Raw genomic sequence first — 21,062 nt, forward strand, 5'->3', positions numbered from 1 at the left:
CATCGTTGCCTTTTTCGCGAGCAAGCTCGCTCCTACAGGAGGAGCAAGCTGTGGCTTTTTTAGTGCTGCAGGATTTTCTCAAGGAAGTGCTGCGCGCGTTCGGAGCGGGCGCTGATGTCGCCGAAAAACTCTTCTTTCGGGCAGTCTTCGATGATCTTGCCGGCGTCCATGAAGATCACGCGGTCGGCCACTTTGCGGGCGAAGCCCATTTCGTGGGTCACGCACATCATGGTCATGCCTTCTTGGGCCAGCTGCACCATTACGTCGAGTACTTCGTTGACCATTTCCGGATCGAGGGCCGAGGTCGGTTCGTCGAACAGCATGACGATCGGGTCCATGGCCAGGGCGCGGGCAATTGCCACACGTTGTTGCTGGCCGCCGGAAAGCTGGCCCGGGTGCTTGTGGGCGTGTGCCGACAGGCCCACACGCTCAAGCAGTTGCAGGCCTTTCTTGGTCGCTTCTTCCTTGCTGCGACCGAGTACCTTGATCTGCGCGATGGTCAGGTTCTCGGTGATGGTCAGGTGCGGGAACAGTTCGAAGTGCTGGAACACCATGCCCACGCGCGAACGCAGCTGCGGCAGGTTGGTCTTCGGGTCGGCGATGGAGGTGCCGTCGACCACGATGTCGCCCTTCTGGAACGGTTCCAGCGCATTGACGCACTTGATCAGGGTGGACTTACCCGAGCCCGACGGCCCGCACACCACGATCACTTCGCCTTTTTTGACATCGGTGCTGCAATCGGTCAGCACCTGGAAGTCGCCATACCACTTGTTGATATTCTTGATAGAGATCATACGGCAAACCTTTTTTGCAGACGCTTGACCAGCAGCGAGGCGGAAAAGCTGATGATGAAGTAGACGACACCGGCGAAGATCAAGAACTCATTGGAGCGGCCGATGATGTCGCCGTTGGAGCGGGCGGAGTTGAGGAAGTCCACCAGGCCCACGGTGTAGACCAGCGAGGTGTCCTGGAACAGGATGATCGACTGTTGCAGCAGCAACGGGGTCATCTTGCGGAACGCCTGGGGCAGGATGATCAGGCGCATGGTCTGGCCGTAGGTCATGCCCATGGCCTGTGCTGCTGCCATCTGGCCTTTGGGGATCGACTGCACGCCGGCCCGTACGATCTCGCAGAAGTACGCGGCTTCGAACATCATGAAGGCCACGACGCAGGAGGTGAACGCACCGATCGGGGTGTCTTCGCCGGTGATCCAGCGCAATACGAACGGCACCGCCAGGTAAAACCAGGTGATCACCAGCAGCAGCGGGATCGAGCGGAAGTAGTTCACATAAGCGCCGGCCACGCGGGACAGCAGTTTGCTGGACGACAGGCGCATCAGCGCCAGGACCGTACCCAGCGCAATGCCGCCGACTACCCCCATGACCATCAACTGCAAGGTCATGACCATGCCGTTCCACAGGCCTGGGATAGCGGGGATGATGCCGCTGAAATCGAAGTCCATTATTTACCCCCCACGGAGATCAGGCCGGGCACTGCGACTTTCTTCTCGACCAGGCGCATGAGCAGCATCAGGCTCATGTTCAGGGTGAAATAGATCAGCGTGGCCAGGGTGAAGGCTTCAAACAGGTTGGCCGAGAACTCGGCGGTCTGTTTGGTTTGCGCCAGCAGTTCCATCAGGCCGATCAAGGACGCCACGGAGGAGTTCTTGAAGACGTTGAGGAATTCCGAGGTGAGCGGTGGAATGATGATTCGGTAGGCCTGCGGCAGCAGCACGTTCCAATAGATCTGCGGCAGCTTGAAGCCCATGGCGCGCGCGGCGGATTCCTGGCCGCGTGGCAGCGCCTGGATACCGGTACGCACCTGCTCACACACACGGGCGGCGGTGAACAGGCCCAGGCACACGACAACGCTCAGGTAGGCCGAGGTGGTCGGGTTGAGGTCTTGTTTGTACCAGTCCTGCAGGTTCTGCGGCAGCATGTCGGGTACCAGGAAGTACCAGATGAACAGCTGCACCAGCAACGGCACGTTACGAAACAGTTCCACGTAGCAGGTCGCGATGCCCGATACGATGCGGTTTGGCACGGTGCGCATGACGCCCAGAATGGACCCCAGCAGCAAGGCGATAATCCATGCCACGACAGCGATGGCGATGGTCCAGCCCAAGCCGGCGATGTACCAGTCGAGATAAGTCTCGCTGCCCACGCCAGTGGACTTGAAGAACACGCCCCAGTCCCAGTTGTAATTCATTAGGGTCTCCCCTCGAAATCGATCGATGTACAAGCACCCGCTTGGGGAAGATCCTTTCCCGCCTGACGGTGAACGCCAGGCACACACGATCGGCTCGAAAACCGCCAGGTCGAGTGTTCCAATTAAAGCCAGCAGGTAGTAACAGACGCCTGAGGGAGGGTTGGCTCCCTCAGGAGATAAGCTTAGTCAGGTATCAGATTTTTACGTCAGGCGCTGGCTTGTCGCTTGGGTTGGCGATCAGTTCCTTCACCTTGTCGCTCATCGGGAAGTTCAGGTTCAGGCCTTTTGGTGGGATCGGGCTCTCGAACCACTTGCTGTAGATCTTGTTGATTTCGCCGGATTTGTACAGGGCAACGATGGCGTCATCGACCGCTTTCTTGAAGGCCGGGTCGTCTTTACGCACCATGCATGCGTAGGCTTCGAAGGACTGCGGAGTACCGGTGATGACCCAGTCGTCCGGCTTCTTGGCCTTGGCTTCTTCACCGGCCAGCAGGGCGTCGTCCATCATGAAGGCAACGGCGCGGCCGCTTTCCAGCATCTGGAAGGATTCGCCATGGTCTTTGGCGGAGATGACGTTCATGCCCATTTGCTTGTCGGCGTTCATCGCTTTGATGATGCGCTCGGACGTGGTGCCGGCGGTGGTCACGACGTTCTTGCCTTTCAGGTCGGCAAAGTCAGCGTAGGACGGCTTGCCATCCTTGTCTTTCTTGACCAGCAGACGGGTGCCGATTTCGAAGATGTTGACGGTGAAATCAACTTGCTGGGCGCGTTCGGCGTTGTTGGTGGTGGAGCCGCACTCGAGGTCCGCGGTGCCGTTCTGGATCAGCGGAATACGGGTTTGTGAAGTGACCAGGTTGTACTTGGCTTTCAAGTCGGGTTTGTTCAGGTCTTTTTTCAGTTGCTCGACGACGGCCAACTGAATGTCGTGGGAGTAGCCCACGGGTTTGCCCGAACCATCCGCGATGTAGGAAAACGGAATGGAGCTGTCGCGGTGAGCGAGAGTGATGGTGCCGGAGTCGTTGATCTTTTTCAGCGTGCCGGTGAGTTCGGCGGCGAAAACTGGAGTGCTGATCAGAGCAGCAGCGATAGCTGCGCCCAGAATATGGGGAACGATGCGCATCAATACTTCCTCGACATTTGTTTTTTTTATGAAGCCGGCTAAACGGCTCTCTTGTACAGCGAATGCCCGTGACGGCTCCTGAAGCGTTCCAGGCAATCGTCCAAGAGTGTAGAGCATGAGTCGTGCCAGGCCCGAGATAAAAGGTTAACTCTATGATTTATAGGGTGATTAAGTTTGTGTGACGATGTTTTTTCAGGACTGAGGTCCGGCAAACCGAATAGATGGCACTGTGACGTTCGGAAAACCGAATGCGAAAAAAAGCCCCTGAGCCTTTCAGCGCAGGGGCTTTTTATAGTAGCGATCCGTCAGGCGGCTTCGATCTTGCTGCGATTCTGCTCAACGGTCGACAAGTAGCGCTGCACGTTGGCCTGTTCTGCCGGCGTGGTGAACAGACCCAGCTTGGTGCGGCGCCACAGCACGTCCTGAGGCTGGGTCGCCCATTCCTCAGCGCACAGGTAATCAACCTCACGGGTATAGAGGCCACCGCCCAGGTGTTCGCCCAGGTCCGCCAACGACTGCACGCCTTCCAGCAAGCGCCAGGTGCGGCTGCCGTAGGTGGTGGACCAGCGGCGCGCGATCTCACTTGGCACCCAGTCGAATTTGCTGCGAATGGCCTCGGCCAGGGCCTCTGGCGTGGTCATGTCTTCGCCGCCAGGCAGGCTGGCCTTGGCGGTCCAGCTTGGGCGCATCTGAGTGAAATACGGTGCCAACTGCGCCATCGCCGATTCGGCAAGCTTGCGATACGTGGTCAACTTGCCGCCAAACACCGACAGGATCGGCGCTTCGCCTGTGCCGCCGGACAGTGCCAGGGTGTAGTCGCGGGTAATGGCCGACGGGTTGTCCGATTCGTCGTTGCACAGTGGACGCACGCCGGAGTAAGTGTGGACGATGTCGTCGCGGCTCAGTTGTTTCTTGAAGTGCGCGTTGACCACCTTGAGCATATAGTCCGTTTCACCTTCGGTGATCGCCACTTTTGCTGGGTCACCGGTGTATTCGCGGTCGGTGGTGCCGATGATGGTCAAGTGGTTCAGGTACGGAATGGTGAAGACGATGCGTTGGTCTTCGTTCTGCAGGATGTGCGCGTGGGCGCCTTCGTACAGTTTCGGTACGATCAGGTGGCTGCCCTGGATCAGGCGGATGCCGTAAGGCGAATCCAGCTTCAGATCGTCCTTGATGAACTTGGCGACCCATGGGCCGGCGGCGTTCACCAGTGCGCGGGCACGGATTGAGAACAGGCTGCCATCGGCGCGTTCCATGTTCATTTCCCACATGCCGTTGCTGCGGTGTGCGCTGATGCAGCGGGTCTGGGTGTGGATGTGCGCCCCTTTTTCACGGGCGGCCATGGCGTTCAGCACGACGAGGCGGGCGTCATCGACCCAGCAGTCGGAGTATTCGAAGCCCTTGGTGATTTCGCTTTTCAGCGGGCTGTCGGGGCCGAACTTCAGGCTTTTGGAACCCTCAAGTTTTTCGCGCTTGCCGAGGTTGTCGTAGAGGAACAGGCCGGCGCGGATCATCCATGCCGGACGCAGGTGTGGGCGATGCGGCAACACGAAGCGCATCTGCTTGACGATGTGCGGGGCCTTGGCCAGCAGCACTTCACGTTCGGCCAGCGCTTCGCGCACCAGGCGGAATTCATAATGTTCGAGGTAGCGCAGGCCGCCGTGGATCAGCTTGCTGCTGGCGGATGAGGTGTGGCTGGCCAGGTCGTCCTTTTCGCAAAGGAATACCGACAAACCGCGACCGGCTGCGTCCGCTGCAATGCCGACGCCATTGATCCCGCCGCCGATAACGGCAACGTCATAGACTTCGGCAAGCGGTGGAGCAGGCAAGGTGGAAGGGTTCATCGGCTGGCCTCGCGATTTTTTTGTCTTGGAATTCGAACATTAATGTTCATTTGCGAAAATGGTAGCTGATAAACGCGCGCGCAGCCAGCCGACTTCGATTGAAAAAACTCATCGAAGGGCGGGAAAAGGAAAATTTGTGAACATGAGCCGGGGACAGGCTTGAGGAAATGGGGGGATAGATAGCCTTCGCGAGCAAGCCCGCTCCCACATTGACCGAGTTCCAGCATGAGAATCCGGTCAAATGTGGGAGCGGGCTTGCTCGCGAAGGCGGCGGTACAGGCGCCAGAGATATCCAGTGTTTAAACCACTTCCAACCGAACCTTGTGCTGATTCAATAACTGCACCAACGCCGGCACCGGCTGTTGATCGGTCACCAGGCAATCCACCAGGCTGATCGGGCCCAGTCGAATCATGGCATTGCGCCCGAATTTGCTGGAGTCTGCCGCCAGGATCACCTGACGCGCATTGGCGATGATCGCCTGGGAAACCCGCACTTCCTGGTAGTCGAAATCCAGCAGGCTGCCGTCTTCATCGATACCACTGATGCCCACCAGAGCAAAGTCGACCTTGAACTGGTTGATGAAGTCGACACTCGCCTGGCCCACCACGCCGCCGTCACGGCGCACGTTACCGCCGGTCAGCAGCACGTCGAAGTCGTCCTTGGCGCTGAGCATGGTGGCGACGTTGAGGTTGTTGGTGATGATTTTCAGGTGATTGTGGTTGAGCAACGCACGGGCGATGGATTCGGTGGTGGTACCGATATTGATGAACAGCGAGGCGTGATCGGGGATCTGCGCGGCAATCGCTTCGCCAATACGCTGTTTCTCGTCGCGCATCTGGTCAGCACGCATGGCGTACGCAGTGTTCTCGACACTGGAGTCATAGGCCGCGCCACCGTGGTAGCGGCGCAGCAGATTGGCATCCGCCAGCTGGTTGATATCGCGGCGGATGGTTTGCGGGGTGACAACGAACAGCTGCGCCATTTCCTCGATGCTGACGTAACCGCGTTCGCGGACCAACTCGAGGATTTGTTGTTGGCGGGGAGGCAGATTCATGGGGCGTCCTTTGGGCTGCCATACAAAAGTGGCCCATGATGACGCAGGAATCCGCTCCCTGCCAGTTACAACCGGATGTTGGCTTATTCAGCCCCTTCGTGGGGCTCCCAGTCACGGGTGCGGCTGACTGCTTTTTGCCAGCCGGCATAGAGCTTCTCTTTGGCCGCTTCGTCCAACTGCGGTTCGAATTCGCGCTCGATAACGGCCTTGCCGCGCAACTCTTCCAGGCTGCCCCAGAAGCCGCACGCCAGGCCTGCCAGGTAGGCCGCGCCCAGTGCGGTGGTCTCGCGCATTTGCGGGCGCTCGACCTGGGTGCCGAGGATGTCGGCCTGGAATTGCATCAGGAAGTTGTTGGCCACTGCGCCGCCGTCCACGCGCAGGGCTTTGAGGCGTTCGCCCGAATCCTGTTGCATGGCGTCGAGTACATCGCGGGTCTGGTAGGCAATCGACTCCAGGGCTGCACGAATAATGTGGTCCACGCGTACGCCACGGGTCAGACCGAACAGTGCGCCACGGGCGTAGGGGTCCCAGTACGGGGCGCCCAGGCCGGTGAAGGCGGGCACCAGGTACACGCCGTTGCTGTCCTTGACCTTGCCCGCGAAATATTCGGTGTCGTGGGCGTCGTTGATGATTTTCAACTCATCACGCAGCCACTGCACGGTGGAACCACCATTGAACACGGCGCCTTCCAGAGCGTAGGCCACTTCGCCACGCGGGCCGCAAGCAATGGTAGTGAGCATGCCGTGCTTGGATTTAACCGCTTTGTCGCCGGTGTTCATCAACAGGAAGCAGCCGGTGCCGTAGGTGTTCTTGGCTTGGCCGGCTTCGACGCACATCTGGCCGAACAGCGCGGCCTGCTGGTCACCGGCGATACCGCCGATGGCAATGCCGCTTTTGGTGCGGCCGTAGATTTCGGAGGAAGACTTCACTTCCGGCAACATCTCGCGCGGGATGTCGAGGATTTCCAGCATCTTCGCATCCCACTCCAGGGTGTGGATGTTGAAGAGCATGGTGCGCGAGGCGTTGGTGTAGTCGGTGACGTGGGTCTTGCCGCCGGTAAATTTCCAGATCAGCCAGCTGTCGACGGTGCCGAACAGCAGTTCGCCGTTGCGCGCACGCTCGCGGCTGCCTTCGACGTTGTCGAGGATCCACTTGAGCTTGGTGCCGGAGAAGTAAGGGTCGGTAACCAGACCGGTGGTGTCGCTGATGTACTGCTCGTGGCCATCGCGCTTGAGCTGCTGGCAGATCTCGGTGCTGCGGCGGCACTGCCAGACGATCGCGTTGTAGATCGGGCGACCGGTGACCTTATCCCACACCACGGTGGTTTCACGCTGGTTGGTGATGCCGATGGCCGCGACCTGATCATGGTGCAGGCCGGCCTGGGCCAGGGCTTCGACCATCACGGCGCTCTGGGTGGCGAAGATTTCCATCGGGTCATGTTCGACCCAGCCTGCTTGTGGGTAATGCTGGGCGAATTCACGCTGGGCAGTGCAGACCACGTTGGCGTCACGATCAAAGATGATCGCCCGGGAACTGGTGGTGCCTTGGTCAAGGGCGATGATGTAGTTCTTATTCTGAATATCGGTCATGTCGAATGCCTTGGAAAATAAGAAAATCGGTAATCAGCCTGGGCCGCAAAAAGGGCAGGTGCGTCCAGGCTGGCGCTATCAGGAAATACGGGTCTTGCCGTTGACAGCCGTGTCAGGTGTTTCTTCATCTATAGCAGGTGCGGCGCTCGGCAGATGACGGGCAATCAGCCCGCGATAGGCTGCAGCACCGAGGCATGCGCCAACGATCGGCGCGAAAATCGGCACCAGGAAGTAAGGAATATCGCGGCCACCGGTAAAGGCCATTTCACCCCAGCCCGCGAAAAAGGTCATCAGCTTGGGCCCGAAATCCCGCGCGGGGTTCATCGCAAAGCCTGTCAACGGGCCCATGGCGCTGCCGATCACCGCGATCAGCAGGCCGATCAGCAGCGGGGCCAGCGGGCCGCGGGGCAGGCCGTTGTTGTCGTCGGTCAGGGCCATGATCACGCCCATCAGGATGGCAGTGATGACCATTTCCACCAGGAACGCCTGGGCGGTGCTCAGCAGTGCATGGGGGTAAGTAGAGAACACCGACGCCAACTCCAGGCTGGCCTGGGAGCCGCGGACCATGTGGTGGGTTTGTTCGTAATCGAAAAACAGGTTGCTGTAGAGCGTGTACACCAAGGCCGCCGAGCAGAAGGCGCCGGCAATCTGGGCAAGGATATAGAAGGGCAGTTTGCGCTTGTCGAAGTCAGCGAAAATACACAGGGCAATACTGACGGCGGGGTTAAGGTGGGCCCCGGAAATCCCGGCGCTCAGGTAGATCGCCATGCTGACGCCGACCCCCCAGATGATACTGATCTCCCACAAGCCAAAGCTGGCACCCGCGACCTTGAGCGCAGCGACACATCCTGTACCGAAGAAGATCAGAAGCGCAGTCCCCAGAAATTCGGCCATGCATTGGCTCGAAAGTGAAGGTTGTTGAAGAGCAGTTGTCATGGAAAACCTCAGTTGTTGTTCTTGTCTGGCGCACAACCTCAACGGATTGTTGCGCGATTTTCACCGTGGCAAGGATCCCCATCCCGGTCACGGCTTACTGCTTCGGTGCTGCAGGTGTATTCCTACAGTATTCGGAAACGAAAAAATATAGACAAGAATGACGGCTGTCAAAGGTCGAAAGTGAACCGCCAGTCACTTTCAAACTATTGGTCTGGTGAATGATCACACTTGCCACAAGGTGCCTGCACCTTAAGAGTGGGCGGACTAGAGCGTTTTGCGTGGGCTTGGCCTAGAATTGGCCATCTGTTTGCCACGCCCGGAGACGTCATGACCCCCGCATTGGACCTGTTGAAAAAAGTTCGCGCCGAACATCGTATCCACAGTTATGAACACGACCCGAAGGCGGCTTCCTATGGGCTGGAGGCCGCGGAAAAGTTGGGGCTCGACCCGGCGCAGGTGTTCAAGACCTTGTTGGCGAGCAGCGAGAAGGGCGAATTGTTGGTGGCGGTGGTGCCGGTCGTCGGAAGTCTGGATCTGAAGGCCCTGGCTCACGCTGCGGGCGTCAAGAAAGTCGAAATGGCCGACCCGGCGGCAGCGCAGCGTTCAACCGGTTACCTGTTGGGCGGCATCAGTCCGTTGGGGCAGAAGAAGCGATTGCGCACGTTTATCGATGTGACGGCTGAGCCGTTTGCGACGATTTTTGTCAGTGCGGGGAGGCGAGGGTTGGAAGTGGAGTTGCCGGCGGCGGTGTTGGCTGAACATACCCAGGCCAAATTCGCGCCGATTGGCCGGGCCTGAATCTCGTTTGAAACGCATGAAATGAAAATGTGGGAGCGGGCTTGCTCGCGAATGCGGTGTATCAGTCAAAGATGTGCTGACTGAATTTCCGCATTCGCGAGCAAGCCCGCTCCCACATGGTTAAGCCGGTTTCGTCAGCTATTCAGTGGGCGGGGCTGTGGCGCCGCACGCCGGACTCGCTCTGAGGAATCTGCGCGGCGGTGCTGCCTGAGGCCTGGAACAGCACCAAGTGTTCGGCCGCCACACGGATCCCCACATCCGCGCCGACCTGATGATCGGCATGGCTGGGGAAAATCGACTCCAATAGCGCGCCGGTCGGCAGTTGCAGGCGGTACAAGGTCGACGCGCCAAGAAAGGTCTTGCCGATGATCCGCGCTTTCAACGCGCTGTCAGGCGCGTAGACGATATCGTCCGGGCGCAGCAGCACATCCACTGCGCCGCCGATAGGCCAGGTGTAGGCGCGGTTGCCGCGCAACTCGCCCAGTTCGGTGCTGACCGATTCCGGCGAACTCAATTGGCCACGGATGAAGTAACCCTGGCCGATAAAGCTGGCAACGTAAGGCGTCTGCGGTTCGTGATAGAGGTTGTAGGGCGTGTCCCACTGCTCAAGACGGCCCTCCTTGAAAACCCCGACCTGGTCGCTGACGGCAAAGGCCTCCTCCTGGTCGTGGGTCACCAGGATCGCACTGGTGCCGCGTGCCTTGAGGATGTCGCGCACCTCATGACTGAGCTTGCGGCGCAGTTCGCCGTCCAGGTTGGAAAACGGCTCATCCAGCAGCAACAGGGCCGGTTCCGGCGCCAGGGCGCGGGCGAGGGCGACGCGTTGTTGCTGGCCGCCGGAAAGCTCATGGGGGAAACGCTTGCCCAGGTTCTTCAGGTTGACCAGCTCCAGCAACTCGGCCACCACGCGGTCTTTCTGCGGGTGTTTGCGAATACCAAAGGCGATGTTGTCGGCCACGCTCAGGTGAGGAAACAGCGCGTAGTCCTGGAACACCATGCCAATACGGCGTTTTTCCGGTGCCAGGGTGAAACCGGCACTGGAAATCACTTCGCCCGCGAGGCTGATCTCGCCATCGTGTACCGGCTCAAACCCGGCAATCGCGCGTAATGTGGTGGTCTTGCCGCAACCCGAAGAGCCCAACAGGCAGCCAATGTCACCGGCATTGAGGTGCAGGTTGAGATTCTGCACCACCCGTTGATCTTGATAGCCGCATGCCAGATTGCGCAGGTTCAGCAGTAATGAATGGCTCATGCGTGGTGGTACGACGGCGGAACGAGGAATTCGAGCAGCGCTTTTTGCGCATGCAGGCGGTTTTCAGCCTGGTCCCAAGCGACCGAGCGTGGGTCGTCGAGCAGGTCGGTGCTGATCTCTTCGCCACGGTGGGCCGGCAGGCAGTGCATGAACAGCACGTCTGGCGCGGCCAGGTCGAGCAGGGCGCGGGTCACCTGGTACGGGGCGAACAGGGCCAGGCGCTTGGCGGTTTCGTCTTCCTGGCCCATGGAGGTCCAGACGTCGGTGCTCACCAGGTGCGCGCCGATCACGGCGTCACGCGGGTCGCGGACCAAGGTCACGCGGTCGCCGGCCTGTGCCAGGAAGCGCGCGTCAGGCTCGTAGCCTTCCGGGCAGGCAACGCGCAGTTGGAAATCGAACTGGATCGCCGCTTCTATATAGCTATTGCACATGTTGTTGCCGTCGCCGATCCAGGCCACGGTCTTGCCCTGGATCGAGCCTCGGTGCTCAAGGAAGGTCTGCATGTCAGCCAGCAATTGGCACGGGTGCAGATCGTCGGACAGGCCGTTGATCACCGGTACGCGGGAGTTGGCGGAAAATTCGGTCACAGTGCTATGGGCAAAGGTACGGATCATCACGGCGTCGAGCATGCTCGACATCACCTTTGCGCTGTCGGCGATCGGCTCGCCACGACCCAGTTGGGTGTCGCGCGAAGACAAGAAGATGGCTTGGCCACCCAGTTGGATCATGCCGGCTTCGAACGACACGCGGGTGCGGGTCGACGACTTCTCGAAGATCATGCCGAGCACGCGGTTTTTCAAAGGCTCGAACAGTACGCCGCGGTTACGCAGGTCTTTAAGCTCAATGCCTCGACGGATCACGCTGACCAGCTCTTCGGGCGTGCAATCCATCAGGGAGAGAAAGTGCCTTGCGCTCATCATTAACTACCTTTTTGCAACAGACCGCAGATACTCAAAGCCTTGTTTATTGTGACAACGGGCGAGACCTGCGGCGAAAGCCGCACGGGGCGACGAAATAGGGGAAGGCGCGATCTTATAATTAAATGTCGCGTCTTACCAATAGGGCTACGGTTTTTAAGGGTGTTCAAGAAGGGCGCCGGAGCGCTTTTGAAGACAATTTCCAGACAGCAGCGAGCCATTTGTACACTGGCGCCGAGACCTTTTGCAACGTGCAGGGGCGGGCGCAAGCCAGGCAGCGTCGGTTTCAGAGGGCGGTATGCCGGGTTTTGAAACATTTGCTCACGCTTGGCCATGGTCAGGCCTGATGCTGGTCGATTCACGGGACGAACGTTGGTGGCGCCCACGTCGGTCTCGACCCATAGTGGGATCAAAGCCCCTATAAAGAGACTGGCCATGACCAAGACTCTCCACCACCGTGCCTGCCATCTGTGTGAAGCCATTTGTGGCCTGACCCTGGAAACCACCCAAGCGGATGATGGCAGCCTGGCGATTACCTCGATCAAGGGTGACGCCCAGGACAGCTTCAGTCGTGGGCACATCTGCCCCAAGGCCGTCGCGTTGCAGGATATCCAGAACGATCCCGATCGGCTGCACCAACCCCTGTTGCGAGTCGGCAGCGAATGGCAGCCGATTGCGTGGGAAGACGCCTTTGTGCTTGTAGCCGAGCGGCTGTCAGGCATTCAGGCGCGGCACGGACAGAATGCGGTGGCGGTGTACCAGGGCAACCCCAGCGTGCACAACTATGGGCTGATGACCCACAGCAACTACTTCCTGGGCCAGTTGAAGACGCGCAATCGGTTTTCTGCGACGTCGGTGGATCAGTTGCCCCATCACCTCACCAGCTACCTCATGTACGGCCACGGCCTGTTGCTGCCGATCCCGGACATCGATCACACCGACTTCATGCTGATTTTGGGAGGCAATCCGCTCGCGTCAAACGGCAGCATTATGACCGTGCCCGATGTGGAGAAACGCTTGAAGGCGATCCAGGCACGGGGCGGCAAAGTGGTGGTGGTCGACCCACGGCGCAGTGAGACGGCGGCGATGGCCGACCAGCATCTGTTCGTGCGTCCTGGGGGGGATGCGGCCTTGTTGTTTGGGGTGCTTAACACCTTGTTTAGCGAGCACCTGACCCGCGACAGCCATCTAGCCATTGAAGGCCTTGAGGAGGTGCGTCTTGCCATCGCCGGGTTTACCGCCGAGGCCATGAGCCGCCAATGTGCGGTGCCTGCCGAACAGATCCGCCAGTTGGCACGGGACTTTGCTGCAGCGGACAAGGCTGTGTGCTACGGGCGCATGGGCGTGTCGACCCAGGTATTCGGCACGCTGTGTCATTGGCTGGTGCAATTGATCAATCTGGTGACGGGTAACCTTGACCGTGTCGGCGGCGCACTGTGCACCACGCCGGCGGTGGACCTGGTGGCATCGACCGGTGGCGGTCATTTCAATCGCTGGCAAAGCCGGGTTTCCGGGCGTCCGGAGTACGGTGGCGAGTTGCCTGTGTCGGCTTTGGCTGAGGAAATGCTTACCGAAGGTGAAGGACAAATCCGTGCATTGGTGACGGTGGCGGGTAATCCGGTGTTGTCGACGCCAAATGGCCGGCAACTGGAACAAGCCCTTGATGGTCTGGAGTTCATGGTCAGCATCGACCTCTATATCAACGAGACCACGCGCTACGCCGACCTGATCCTGCCCTCCACGTCGGCGCTGGAAAACGACCATTACGACACCACCTTCAATATGTTTGCGGTGCGTAATGTCACCCGTTTCAACCGGGCGATTCTGCCCAAACCGGTGGGCGCGCTGCATGACTGGGAGATCTTTGTCGGCCTTGCCCAGGCGTTTGCCGCGCAGACTGGCGCGACGCTCAAGCCAACGATGCCGCCTTCGCACATGATCGATTTCGGCCTGCGCGCCGGGGTGTACGGTGATGCATCCAGCCACAAGTTGTCCGTGGCCATGCTGGCGGATCACCCGCACGGCGTGGACCTTGGGCCGCTGCAACCCAACCTTTTCGCGCGTTTGAAAACCGCTGACGGCAAGGTGCAAGCGGCACCCGCGGTGATCCTCGCCGACCTGGCGCGCTTTGCCGCGCAACCGGTGCCTGTGGTCGACGAACTGCTGCTGATCGGCCGCCGGCATGTGCGCAGTAATAATTCCTGGATGCATAACTATCACCGGCTGGTGAAGGGCAAGCCGCGCCATCAATTGCTGATGCATCCGGATGACCTGGCCAGTCGGCAGTTGAGCGATGGCCAGCGGGTACGTGTCAGTTCGCGCATCGGCATGATCGAAGTGGAAGTGGTGGCCAGCCTGGACATGATGCCCGGTGTGGTCAGCCTGCCCCACGGTTGGGGCCATGGGCGCCCAGGCGTGCAGATGACGATCGCCAGCGGGCAGCCGGGGGCGAGTGCCAACGATTTGACCGACGAACGGCAGTTGGACGAGCTGTCGGGCAATGCCGCCTTGAATGGCGTGCCCGTGCAGGTAGCAGCCGCCTGAGCACCACGCTGGAATTTTGCGTTACAATGCGCCACCGTGCCGACCTGTGAGTCGCAAAGTTCCAGCCGAGGTGTTCCATGGATATCATCGAAACGATCAAAGAGCAGATTGCCAACAACACCATTCTGCTTTACATGAAGGGCGCACCAAACGCTCCTCAGTGCGGTTTCTCCGCGAAGGCGTCCCAGGCCATCATGGCGTGTGGCGAGAAATTCGCTTACGTGGATATCCTGCAAAACCCGGAAATCCGCGCCAACCTGCCCAAGTACGCCAATTGGCCTACTTTCCCACAACTGTGGGTAGCCGGTGAGCTGGTCGGCGGTAGCGATATCATCACTGAAATGGCCGCTGATGGTTCGTTGCAGGCGTTGATCAAAGATGCAGCGGCAAACGCGGCAGCCAAGACCGACGCTTGATTCGCCGGCAATAAAAAGCCCCGCTTCTCGTGAGAGAGCGGGGCTTTTTTGTACCTGTGAGCGACGGGGTTATTCACCCATCTGCGATTGCAGGTAGTTTTCCAGGCTGACTTTGTCGATCAGGCCCAGTTGGGTTTCCAGCCAGTCGATGTGTTCTTCCTGGTCTTCCAGGATGTCTTCCAGCAGCTCACGGCTACCGAAGTCGCCCTTGGTCTCGCAGTGAGCGATGGCGGCCTTGAGGTCGCTGTGGCTCTTGCGCTCGAAACCCAGGTCACTGCCGAGCATTTCCTGGGTGTGCTCGCCAATGTTCAGCTTGCCCAGGTCCTGCACGTTCGGCAGACCTTCCAGAAACAGGATGCGCTTGATCAGCGCGTCCGCGTCTTTCATGGCCTTGATGGATTCTTTGTATTCACGCTTGCCCAGCTTTTCCAGGCCCCAATCGTCATACATGCGCGCATGCAGAAAGTACTGATTGATCGCGACCAGTTCATTGGCAAGGATTTTGTTGAGTTGCTGGATGACTGAGATGTCGCCTTTCATGACTGGGGTCCTGCCCTGTAATAGCTGTGTATAGGGCGGAGTTTGAGCGGCGAAACCCCTAGTGTCAAACCTAAGTTATTGAATAATAAATGAAAATTAATCGGAATAAGAATGTTTGTGTTCCGCGTCTTGACGCTAACTAATTGAATTGCGGGCATAAAAAAACCGGACACTAAGTCCGGCTCTTTAAAACACGCCAAATCAGGCGTGTGTAAATTCTGCTGAATAGGGGATCGCGGCCTGGGCTGTCTGCAGCTGCGTCAGGGTTTCCCGTACCACTTGCTTGGCGAGGCAGGCACATTTGCCGCACTGGCTGGCAACGCCGGTGGTTTCACGCACTTCCTTGTAGCTGCAGCAACCTTCATAGATTGCTTCGCGGATTTGTCCGTCGGTGACGCCAGTACAGAGGCACACATACATAAGGGAGAACCGTCGCGGGTTTAAGGCTTAAGTGCGATGGATCTTAATGTTAACGAGAATGATTGTCAAAGTTGATTCGCAGGGTATTTGCTGGCATCGCGCCCTCACTGACGAACGGTTTTTTCAGTGTATGATGGTCGATCTTCACGAAGCGTGACTGCGTCACAGGGCTGTCGCTTATTCACGGCAGACTCGGGGCCGGTCCTTTTACTTCAATCGTCACCCCTACATCAGGAGATATCCAATGAGCGTACTCGTCGGCAAACAAGCCCCGGATTTCGACGTCCCAGCCGTCCTCGGCAATGGCGAAATCGTAGACAGCTTCAAACTGTCTGAAGCCATCAAAGGCAAATACGGCCTGGTGTTCTTCTACCCGCTGGACTTCACCTTCGTCTGCCCTTCGGAGCTGATCGCTCTGGACCACCGCATGGACGATTTCAAGGCACGCAACGTTGAAGTGGTAGCGGTTTCCATCGACTCCCATTTCACCCACAACGCCTGGCGCAACACCGCCATCAATGATGGTGGCATCGGCAAAGTCAAATACACCATGGCTGCCGACATGAAGCACGACATCGCCAAGGCCTACGACGTTGAGTCCGAAGGCGGCGTGGCTTTCCGTGGCGCGTTCCTGATCGACGACAAGGGCGTTGTCCGCTCCCAGATCATCAACGACCTGCCACTGGGCCGTAACATGGAAGAGCTGATCCGCCTGGTTGACGCCCTGCAATTCCACGAAGAGCACGGCGAAGTCTGCCCAGCCAACTGGAAAAAAGGCGACAAAGGCATGAACGCTTCGCCAGAAGGCGTTGCCGCTTACCTGACCGAGAACGCTGGCAAGCTGTAAGCCTGGTTCGAGGTACAAAAAAACCGGCCTGAGAAGGCCGGTTTTTTTATGTGCGGGGTATGACCCGTGGTGAGCGGGGCAAGCTCGCTCACCACACGAGCTTTGCTCAGTCGTTGAAGTCTTCCCAGCCGCCCATGTCTTTCCAGCGGTTGACGATGCCGCAGAACAGCTCGGCGGTCTTCTCGGTGTCGTAGCGAGCCGAGTGGGCCTCACGGCCGTCAAAGTCGATACCGGCTGCCTGACAGGCTTTCGCCAGCACGGTCTGGCCATACGCCAGGCCGGCGAGGGTGGCCGTGTCGAAGCTGGAGAAGGGGTGGAACGGGTTGCGCTTCATGTCCAGCCGCGCCACGGCGGCGTTCAAGAAGCCCAGATCGAAGCTGCTGTTGTGGCCGACCAGGATCGCGCGTTTGCAGCCATTGGCTTTCAACGCCTTGCGCACGCCACGGAAGATGTCGGTCAGTGCAGCCTCTTCACTCACTGCCATGCGCAGTGGGTGATCGAGCTTGATGCCCGTAAATTCCAAAGCGGCGGCTTCGATATTCGCGCCTTCGAACGGCTCGACGCGGAAGAAGTGGGTGTGTTCCGGGAACACGAAACCCTGTTCATCCATGCCGATGGTGGTCGCGGCGATTTCCAGCAGTGCGTCGGTAGCGCAGTTGAAACCACCGGTTTCTACGTCGATGACAACCGGCAGATAGCCACGAAACCGCTCGGCCATCGGGTGACGGGAACCGCCACCGCTGTGCTCGTGTTCGTCGTCGTAATGGTCTTCACTCACTTGCTTTCCTCCAGCAGGCGCCAGCGCAGTGTTTCACCGGCGCGCAGCGGGATGACAGTCAGCTCGCCAAACGGCAGGCTGGCAGGGGCGGTCCAGTCTTCACGGACCAGGGTGATGCGGTCGGTGTTCGCCGGCAGGCCGTAGAAACGCGGGCCGTTGAGGCTGGCGAAGCCTTCAAGCTTGTCCAGGGCGTTACGTTGTTCGAACGCTTCGGCGTACAACTCGATCGCTGCATAGGCGGTGTAGCAGCCGGCACAACCACACGCCGCTTCTTTGGCGTGCACGGCGTGAGGGGCGGAGTCGGTGCCGAGGAAGAACTTCGGATTGCCGCTCGTCGCCGCATCCAGCAAGGCCACCTGGTGGGTGTTGCGCTTGAGGATCGGCAAGCAATAGAAGTGCGGCCGAATCCCGCCCACCAGCATGTGGTTGCGGTTGTATAGCAGGTGATGCGCGGTGATGGTCGCGCCGACGTTGGCCGAGGCCTCGCTGACGAACTGCACGGCATCGGCAGTGGTGATGTGCTCGAACACCACCTTGAGGGTCGGGAACAACTCGACCACGCGGCGCATATGCTCGTCGATGAAGATTTTCTCGCGGTCGAACACGTCCACGTCGCCACGGGTGACTTCACCGTGGATCAGCAGCGGCATGCCGACTTCGGCCATGGCTTCGATCGCCGGCAGGATCTTGTCGATACTGGTCACGCCGGAGTCGGAGTTGGTGGTCGCGCCGGCCGGGTACAGTTTGGCGGCGTGCACGAAACCGCTGGCCTTGGCCTCACGAATCTCTTCGGGCTGGGTGCGGTCGGTGAGGTAGAGCACCATCAACGGTTCGAAGCGGCTGCCGGCCGGTCGTGCAGCGAGGATACGCTGGCGATAGGCATCGGCTTGCTCGGCATTACGCACCGGAGGTACCAGGTTAGGCATGATGATGGCGCGGCCAAACGTGCGCGCTACATCGGCCACGGTGTGGGGTAACGCAGCACCATCGCGAAGATGAATATGCCAGTCGTCGGGACGCAGCAGGGTCAGGCGGTCGGACATTGGGGATTCCAGGCGGGTCAATCTGGTGGGAATGCTACCGGAAAAGACTCTATCAGGCACTCGCTATCAAGTTTTGCAGGATGCAACCGATAGCCTGGGGTATGCCTTATCGATGTATGACGCTTTGAAGTGTTGTAGAAACCAATGGAGCCTCCCGTGCGCCAGCAATATCTAGCCCTGCTCAGTGTGTTCGCCAGCCTCCCTGCAATGGCCCTCACGTTCCAGACGCGTCTGGAGAATATTGAGTGGAAGGTGGAAGGCGACCAGTTTGAGTGCCGACTGACCCAGCCGATCACCGATTTCGGTTCGGGTGAGTTCGTGCGCCGGGCTGGCGAGCAGGCGACGTTTCGTCTGAAAGCCTACAACGGCTCGCTGGGTGCCGGTTCGGCCACGTTGCTGGCGGCCGCTGCGCCGTGGCAGCCGGGGCGGGGTGATATCAACCTCGGCGCCGTACGTGCCGGCAGTGGCGACGTATTGTTCAACAGTTCCCAGGCCCAGGCCGGGCGTCTTTTCAACGGCTTGCTGGAAGGGCGCAGCCCGACCGTGCGGCACTATGGGCGTGAAGGTGGCTATTCGGAAATTCGCCTGCTGCCGGTCAAGTTCAACAAGGCCTACAACGATTACCAACTGTGTACCGCCAAGCTGTTGCCGATGAATTATGACCAGGTGAAACAGACCGAAGTCGGCTTCCCCGGTGGTGGGATCGAGCTGGACGCGGCCGCCAAGAAGAAACTCGACGTGATCCTCGCGTTCATGAAAGCCGACCCGACCGTTAACCATATCGAGTTGAACGGCCATTCGGACAACAGTGGCAACCGCCTCACCAATCGCGACGTCTCGCGCCGTCGCGGCCTGGCGGTCATGGACTACTTCAAGGCCAATGGAATCCAGGAATCGCAGATCACTCTGCGGTTCCACGGCGAAAGCTACCCACTGGCGCCCAACACCAATGCGGCCAACCGGGCACGCAACCGGCGCGTGAATATCCAGCTTGAACGCGTGGCAGCCCCCGAGAAACCGGCGCCTCAGGCCACCGGTCCCAGTAACGCCGCGCACACGTCATAAGGTGCGACCATCGGTCGCCCGCTCGACATAATCTGTCGCTTTATCTTCATTTGCTGTCGCGCCCCTGTAAATCCACGGTTTTGGTCGGTAGAATCGACGCCTTTCCGTACAACCCCGTGGAGTGATGGCATGGCCGACGTAAACAAGGTCGTTCTCGCGTATTCCGGCGGCCTGGACACTTCGGTGATCCTCAAGTGGCTGCAGGATACTTATAACTGTGAAGTGGTGACCTTCACCGCTGACCTGGGTCAGGGTGAAGAGGTCGAACCTGCACGTGCCAAGGCGCAAGCCATGGGCGTGAAAGAGATCTACATTGACGACCTGCGCGAAGAGTTCGTCCGCGATTTCGTTTTCCCGATGTTTCGCGCCAACACCGTCTACGAAGGCGAGTACCTGCTGGGTACCTCCATCGCACGTCCGCTGATCGCCAAGCGCCTGATCGAAATCGCCAACGAAACCGGCGCCGACGCCATTTCCCATGGCGCTACCGGCAAGGGCAACGACCAGGTACGTTTCGAACTGGGTGCCTATGCACTCAAGCCAGGCGTGAAAGTGATTGCCCCTTGGCGTGAATGGGACCTGCTGTCCCGTGAAAAGCTGATGGATTACGCTGAAAAGCATGCAATCCCGATCGAACGTCACGGCAAGAAGAAGTCCCCGTACTCGATGGACGCCAACCTGCTGCACATCTCCTATGAAGGCGGCGTGCTGGAAGACACCTGGACCGAGCACGAAGAAGACATGTGGAAGTGGACCGTCTCCCCGGAGAACGCGCCCGACAAGCCGCAATACCTGGAGCTGACCTACCGCAACGGCGACATCGTCGCGCTGGACGGCGTCGAGATGACCCCGGCCACCGTGCTGGCGACCCTGAACCGTATTGGTGGTGAACACGGTATCGGCCGTCTCGACATCGTCGAGAACCGTTATGTGGGCATGAAGTCCCGCGGCTGCTACGAAACCCCAGGCGGCACCATCATGCTGCGCGCCCACCGCGCCATCGAGTCCATCACCCTGGACCGCGAAGTGGCTCACCTCAAAGATGAGCTGATGCCCAAGTACGCCAGCCTGATCTACACCGGCTACTGGTGGAGCCCTGAGCGTCTGATGCTGCAGCAGATGATCGACGCCTCCCAGGTCCACGTGAACGGCGTCGTGCGCCTGAAGCTGTACAAGGGCAACGTGATCGTGACCGGTCGCAAGTCTGACGAGTCGCTGTTCGACGCCAACATCGCCACCTTCGAAGAAGACGGCGGTGCTTACAACCAGGCAGACGCAGCAGGCTTCATCAAGTTGAACGCATTGCGCATGCGCATTGCAGCCAACAAAGGTCGCTCGCTGTTCTAAGTCTCAGCGTGTTATGAAAAATGGCCCCTTGTTCAAGGGGCCATTTTTTTTGCCTGTGGTTTTGTATCGTCTTTTGATGTTTATGACGTTTAAACAGGTGTGGATATTTTTTCTCGAAATCTTTATCAACGGTGGGTTTGAATGAATTGTTGTTGAAAGTTTGTAGGGGGAATGAATTTTTTACATCTTTGTAGGAACTGGTCTTACAGATAATTCACTCATACAAGTGCGGCGAAGATGCAAAACACTGAATAGTCTGTAGGAATCAAGGATGTAAGAAAATATGTTGAATGGAACTAAAGCAGACGGATCGTTCTGGCCGTTTTTCCCCGCTGCAAGCGAG

20 protein-coding genes are annotated in these 21,062 nt (G+C 59.0%); 6 read left to right on the forward strand and 14 right to left on the reverse strand.

Annotation, left to right across the window (positions count from 1 at the left end; translation table 11 throughout):
- Positions 1–59: 59 nt before the first annotated feature.
- From PF1751_RS05525 to PF1751_RS05560, 8 genes are all read right to left on the reverse strand, one after another.
- A complete protein-coding gene (locus PF1751_RS05525; RefSeq protein WP_010212765.1) occupies positions 60–794 on the reverse strand; it encodes an amino acid ABC transporter ATP-binding protein in 735 nt (244 codons plus the stop codon).
- On the reverse strand, positions 791–1,462 hold the full coding sequence (locus PF1751_RS05530) for an amino acid ABC transporter permease (protein WP_010212763.1): 672 nt from the start codon (positions 1,460–1,462) through the stop codon (positions 791–793). The genes PF1751_RS05525 and PF1751_RS05530 overlap by 4 nt, the downstream gene beginning before the upstream one ends.
- The gene (locus PF1751_RS05535) at positions 1,462–2,208 is read right to left on the reverse strand and encodes an amino acid ABC transporter permease (RefSeq protein ID WP_010212762.1); all 747 of its coding nucleotides are present in this window, start codon (positions 2,206–2,208) and stop codon (positions 1,462–1,464) included. Before PF1751_RS05535 ends, PF1751_RS05530 begins: the two co-directional genes overlap by 1 nt.
- 193 nt (positions 2,209–2,401) lie before the next feature.
- A complete protein-coding gene (locus tag PF1751_RS05540) occupies positions 2,402–3,328 on the reverse strand; it encodes a glutamate/aspartate ABC transporter substrate-binding protein (RefSeq protein ID WP_010212760.1) in 927 nt (308 codons plus the stop codon).
- A gap of 305 nt (positions 3,329–3,633) precedes the next feature.
- Complete coding sequence (gene glpD / locus PF1751_RS05545; protein WP_010212758.1) at positions 3,634–5,172, reverse strand: glycerol-3-phosphate dehydrogenase; 1,539 nt, start codon at positions 5,170–5,172, stop codon at positions 3,634–3,636.
- Between the two features lie 299 nt (positions 5,173–5,471).
- On the reverse strand, positions 5,472–6,227 hold the full coding sequence (locus tag PF1751_RS05550; RefSeq protein ID WP_010212755.1) for a DeoR/GlpR family transcriptional regulator: 756 nt from the start codon (positions 6,225–6,227) through the stop codon (positions 5,472–5,474).
- Between the two features lie 83 nt (positions 6,228–6,310).
- Positions 6,311–7,816 (reverse strand): glycerol kinase GlpK, encoded by a 1,506-nt coding sequence (gene glpK / locus PF1751_RS05555; protein ID WP_010212752.1) that lies wholly within the window; start codon positions 7,814–7,816, stop codon positions 6,311–6,313.
- A 78-nt stretch (positions 7,817–7,894) separates the two neighbouring features.
- Positions 7,895–8,752 carry an MIP/aquaporin family protein gene (locus PF1751_RS05560; protein WP_010212751.1) on the reverse strand — a complete coding sequence of 286 codons (858 nt, stop codon included), beginning with the start codon at positions 8,750–8,752 and terminating at the stop codon, positions 7,895–7,897.
- Between the two features lie 327 nt (positions 8,753–9,079).
- Here PF1751_RS05560 and ybaK point away from each other — a divergent pair, with 327 nt between their 5' ends.
- The gene (gene ybaK / locus PF1751_RS05565; protein WP_010212749.1) at positions 9,080–9,550 is read left to right on the forward strand and encodes a Cys-tRNA(Pro) deacylase; all 471 of its coding nucleotides are present in this window, start codon (positions 9,080–9,082) and stop codon (positions 9,548–9,550) included.
- A 142-nt stretch (positions 9,551–9,692) separates the two neighbouring features.
- Here the strand turns inward: ybaK and PF1751_RS05570 are convergent, their stop codons facing one another.
- The gene (locus PF1751_RS05570) at positions 9,693–10,802 is read right to left on the reverse strand and encodes an ABC transporter ATP-binding protein (RefSeq protein ID WP_010212748.1); all 1,110 of its coding nucleotides are present in this window, start codon (positions 10,800–10,802) and stop codon (positions 9,693–9,695) included.
- Complete coding sequence (argF, locus tag PF1751_RS05575) at positions 10,799–11,719, reverse strand: ornithine carbamoyltransferase (protein WP_010212747.1); 921 nt, start codon at positions 11,717–11,719, stop codon at positions 10,799–10,801. The genes PF1751_RS05570 and argF overlap by 4 nt, the downstream gene beginning before the upstream one ends.
- 435 nt (positions 11,720–12,154) lie before the next feature.
- Here argF and PF1751_RS05580 point away from each other — a divergent pair, with 435 nt between their 5' ends.
- Both PF1751_RS05580 and grxD read left to right on the forward strand, forming a co-directional pair.
- Complete coding sequence (locus tag PF1751_RS05580; protein WP_044286704.1) at positions 12,155–14,263, forward strand: molybdopterin oxidoreductase family protein; 2,109 nt, start codon at positions 12,155–12,157, stop codon at positions 14,261–14,263.
- Positions 14,264–14,340: 77 nt separating this feature from the next.
- Positions 14,341–14,679, forward strand: a complete 339-nt coding sequence (gene grxD / locus PF1751_RS05585) for a Grx4 family monothiol glutaredoxin (RefSeq protein WP_010212745.1) — start codon at positions 14,341–14,343, stop codon at positions 14,677–14,679.
- 69 nt (positions 14,680–14,748) lie between these two features.
- Here grxD and bfr read toward each other — a convergent pair whose 3' ends face one another.
- On the reverse strand, positions 14,749–15,219 hold the full coding sequence (gene bfr, locus PF1751_RS05590) for a bacterioferritin (RefSeq protein ID WP_010212744.1): 471 nt from the start codon (positions 15,217–15,219) through the stop codon (positions 14,749–14,751).
- Positions 15,220–15,420: 201 nt separating this feature from the next.
- The gene (locus PF1751_RS05595; RefSeq protein WP_003208706.1) at positions 15,421–15,639 is read right to left on the reverse strand and encodes a bacterioferritin-associated ferredoxin; all 219 of its coding nucleotides are present in this window, start codon (positions 15,637–15,639) and stop codon (positions 15,421–15,423) included.
- Between the two features lie 244 nt (positions 15,640–15,883).
- Between PF1751_RS05595 and PF1751_RS05600 the strand changes: the two genes are divergently transcribed.
- Positions 15,884–16,486 carry a peroxiredoxin gene (locus PF1751_RS05600; protein WP_003172097.1) on the forward strand — a complete coding sequence of 201 codons (603 nt, stop codon included), beginning with the start codon at positions 15,884–15,886 and terminating at the stop codon, positions 16,484–16,486.
- Between the two features lie 106 nt (positions 16,487–16,592).
- Here PF1751_RS05600 and rnt read toward each other — a convergent pair whose 3' ends face one another.
- Together rnt and pyrC are read right to left on the reverse strand one after the other, a co-directional pair.
- Positions 16,593–17,264 carry a ribonuclease T gene (rnt, locus tag PF1751_RS05605; RefSeq protein ID WP_010212742.1) on the reverse strand — a complete coding sequence of 224 codons (672 nt, stop codon included), beginning with the start codon at positions 17,262–17,264 and terminating at the stop codon, positions 16,593–16,595.
- The gene (gene pyrC, locus PF1751_RS05610; protein ID WP_010212741.1) at positions 17,261–18,307 is read right to left on the reverse strand and encodes a dihydroorotase; all 1,047 of its coding nucleotides are present in this window, start codon (positions 18,305–18,307) and stop codon (positions 17,261–17,263) included. The genes rnt and pyrC overlap by 4 nt, the downstream gene beginning before the upstream one ends.
- A gap of 156 nt (positions 18,308–18,463) precedes the next feature.
- Here pyrC and PF1751_RS05615 point away from each other — a divergent pair, with 156 nt between their 5' ends.
- Both PF1751_RS05615 and PF1751_RS05620 read left to right on the forward strand, forming a co-directional pair.
- Positions 18,464–19,372, forward strand: coding sequence for a flagellar protein MotY (locus PF1751_RS05615; RefSeq protein WP_044286705.1), 909 nt, complete (start codon positions 18,464–18,466; stop codon positions 19,370–19,372).
- Between the two features lie 129 nt (positions 19,373–19,501).
- A complete protein-coding gene (locus PF1751_RS05620) occupies positions 19,502–20,719 on the forward strand; it encodes an argininosuccinate synthase (RefSeq protein WP_010212738.1) in 1,218 nt (405 codons plus the stop codon).
- The last annotated feature ends 343 nt before the right edge of the window (positions 20,720–21,062 follow it).

This window comes from Pseudomonas simiae (assembly GCF_000934565.1).
Taxonomy (GTDB): domain Bacteria; phylum Pseudomonadota; class Gammaproteobacteria; order Pseudomonadales; family Pseudomonadaceae; genus Aquipseudomonas; species Aquipseudomonas simiae.

What these genes read in the sequence shown, in the direction of transcription:
- glpD (WP_010212758.1), bottom strand. Translation starts at nt 5,172, where the DNA reads ATGAACCCTTCCACCTTGCCTGCTCCACCGCTTGCCGAAGTCTATGAC.
- PF1751_RS05620 (WP_010212738.1), top strand. Translation starts at nt 19,502, where the DNA reads ATGGCCGACGTAAACAAGGTCGTTCTCGCGTATTCCGGCGGCCTGGAC.
- PF1751_RS05580 (WP_044286704.1), top strand. Translation starts at nt 12,155, where the DNA reads ATGACCAAGACTCTCCACCACCGTGCCTGCCATCTGTGTGAAGCCATT.
- PF1751_RS05570 (WP_010212748.1), bottom strand. Translation starts at nt 10,802, where the DNA reads ATGAGCCATTCATTACTGCTGAACCTGCGCAATCTGGCATGCGGCTAT.
- bfr (WP_010212744.1), bottom strand. Translation starts at nt 15,219, where the DNA reads ATGAAAGGCGACATCTCAGTCATCCAGCAACTCAACAAAATCCTTGCC.
- grxD (WP_010212745.1), top strand. Translation starts at nt 14,341, where the DNA reads ATGGATATCATCGAAACGATCAAAGAGCAGATTGCCAACAACACCATT.
- PF1751_RS05535 (WP_010212762.1), bottom strand. Translation starts at nt 2,208, where the DNA reads ATGAATTACAACTGGGACTGGGGCGTGTTCTTCAAGTCCACTGGCGTG.
- PF1751_RS05540 (WP_010212760.1), bottom strand. Translation starts at nt 3,328, where the DNA reads ATGCGCATCGTTCCCCATATTCTGGGCGCAGCTATCGCTGCTGCTCTG.
- PF1751_RS05550 (WP_010212755.1), bottom strand. Translation starts at nt 6,227, where the DNA reads ATGAATCTGCCTCCCCGCCAACAACAAATCCTCGAGTTGGTCCGCGAA.
- pyrC (WP_010212741.1), bottom strand. Translation starts at nt 18,307, where the DNA reads ATGTCCGACCGCCTGACCCTGCTGCGTCCCGACGACTGGCATATTCAT.
- ybaK (WP_010212749.1), top strand. Translation starts at nt 9,080, where the DNA reads ATGACCCCCGCATTGGACCTGTTGAAAAAAGTTCGCGCCGAACATCGT.
- PF1751_RS05600 (WP_003172097.1), top strand. Translation starts at nt 15,884, where the DNA reads ATGAGCGTACTCGTCGGCAAACAAGCCCCGGATTTCGACGTCCCAGCC.
- PF1751_RS05525 (WP_010212765.1), bottom strand. Translation starts at nt 794, where the DNA reads ATGATCTCTATCAAGAATATCAACAAGTGGTATGGCGACTTCCAGGTG.
- argF (WP_010212747.1), bottom strand. Translation starts at nt 11,719, where the DNA reads ATGAGCGCAAGGCACTTTCTCTCCCTGATGGATTGCACGCCCGAAGAG.
- glpK (WP_010212752.1), bottom strand. Translation starts at nt 7,816, where the DNA reads ATGACCGATATTCAGAATAAGAACTACATCATCGCCCTTGACCAAGGC.
- PF1751_RS05560 (WP_010212751.1), bottom strand. Translation starts at nt 8,752, where the DNA reads ATGACAACTGCTCTTCAACAACCTTCACTTTCGAGCCAATGCATGGCC.
- PF1751_RS05595 (WP_003208706.1), bottom strand. Translation starts at nt 15,639, where the DNA reads ATGTATGTGTGCCTCTGTACTGGCGTCACCGACGGACAAATCCGCGAA.
- PF1751_RS05530 (WP_010212763.1), bottom strand. Translation starts at nt 1,462, where the DNA reads ATGGACTTCGATTTCAGCGGCATCATCCCCGCTATCCCAGGCCTGTGG.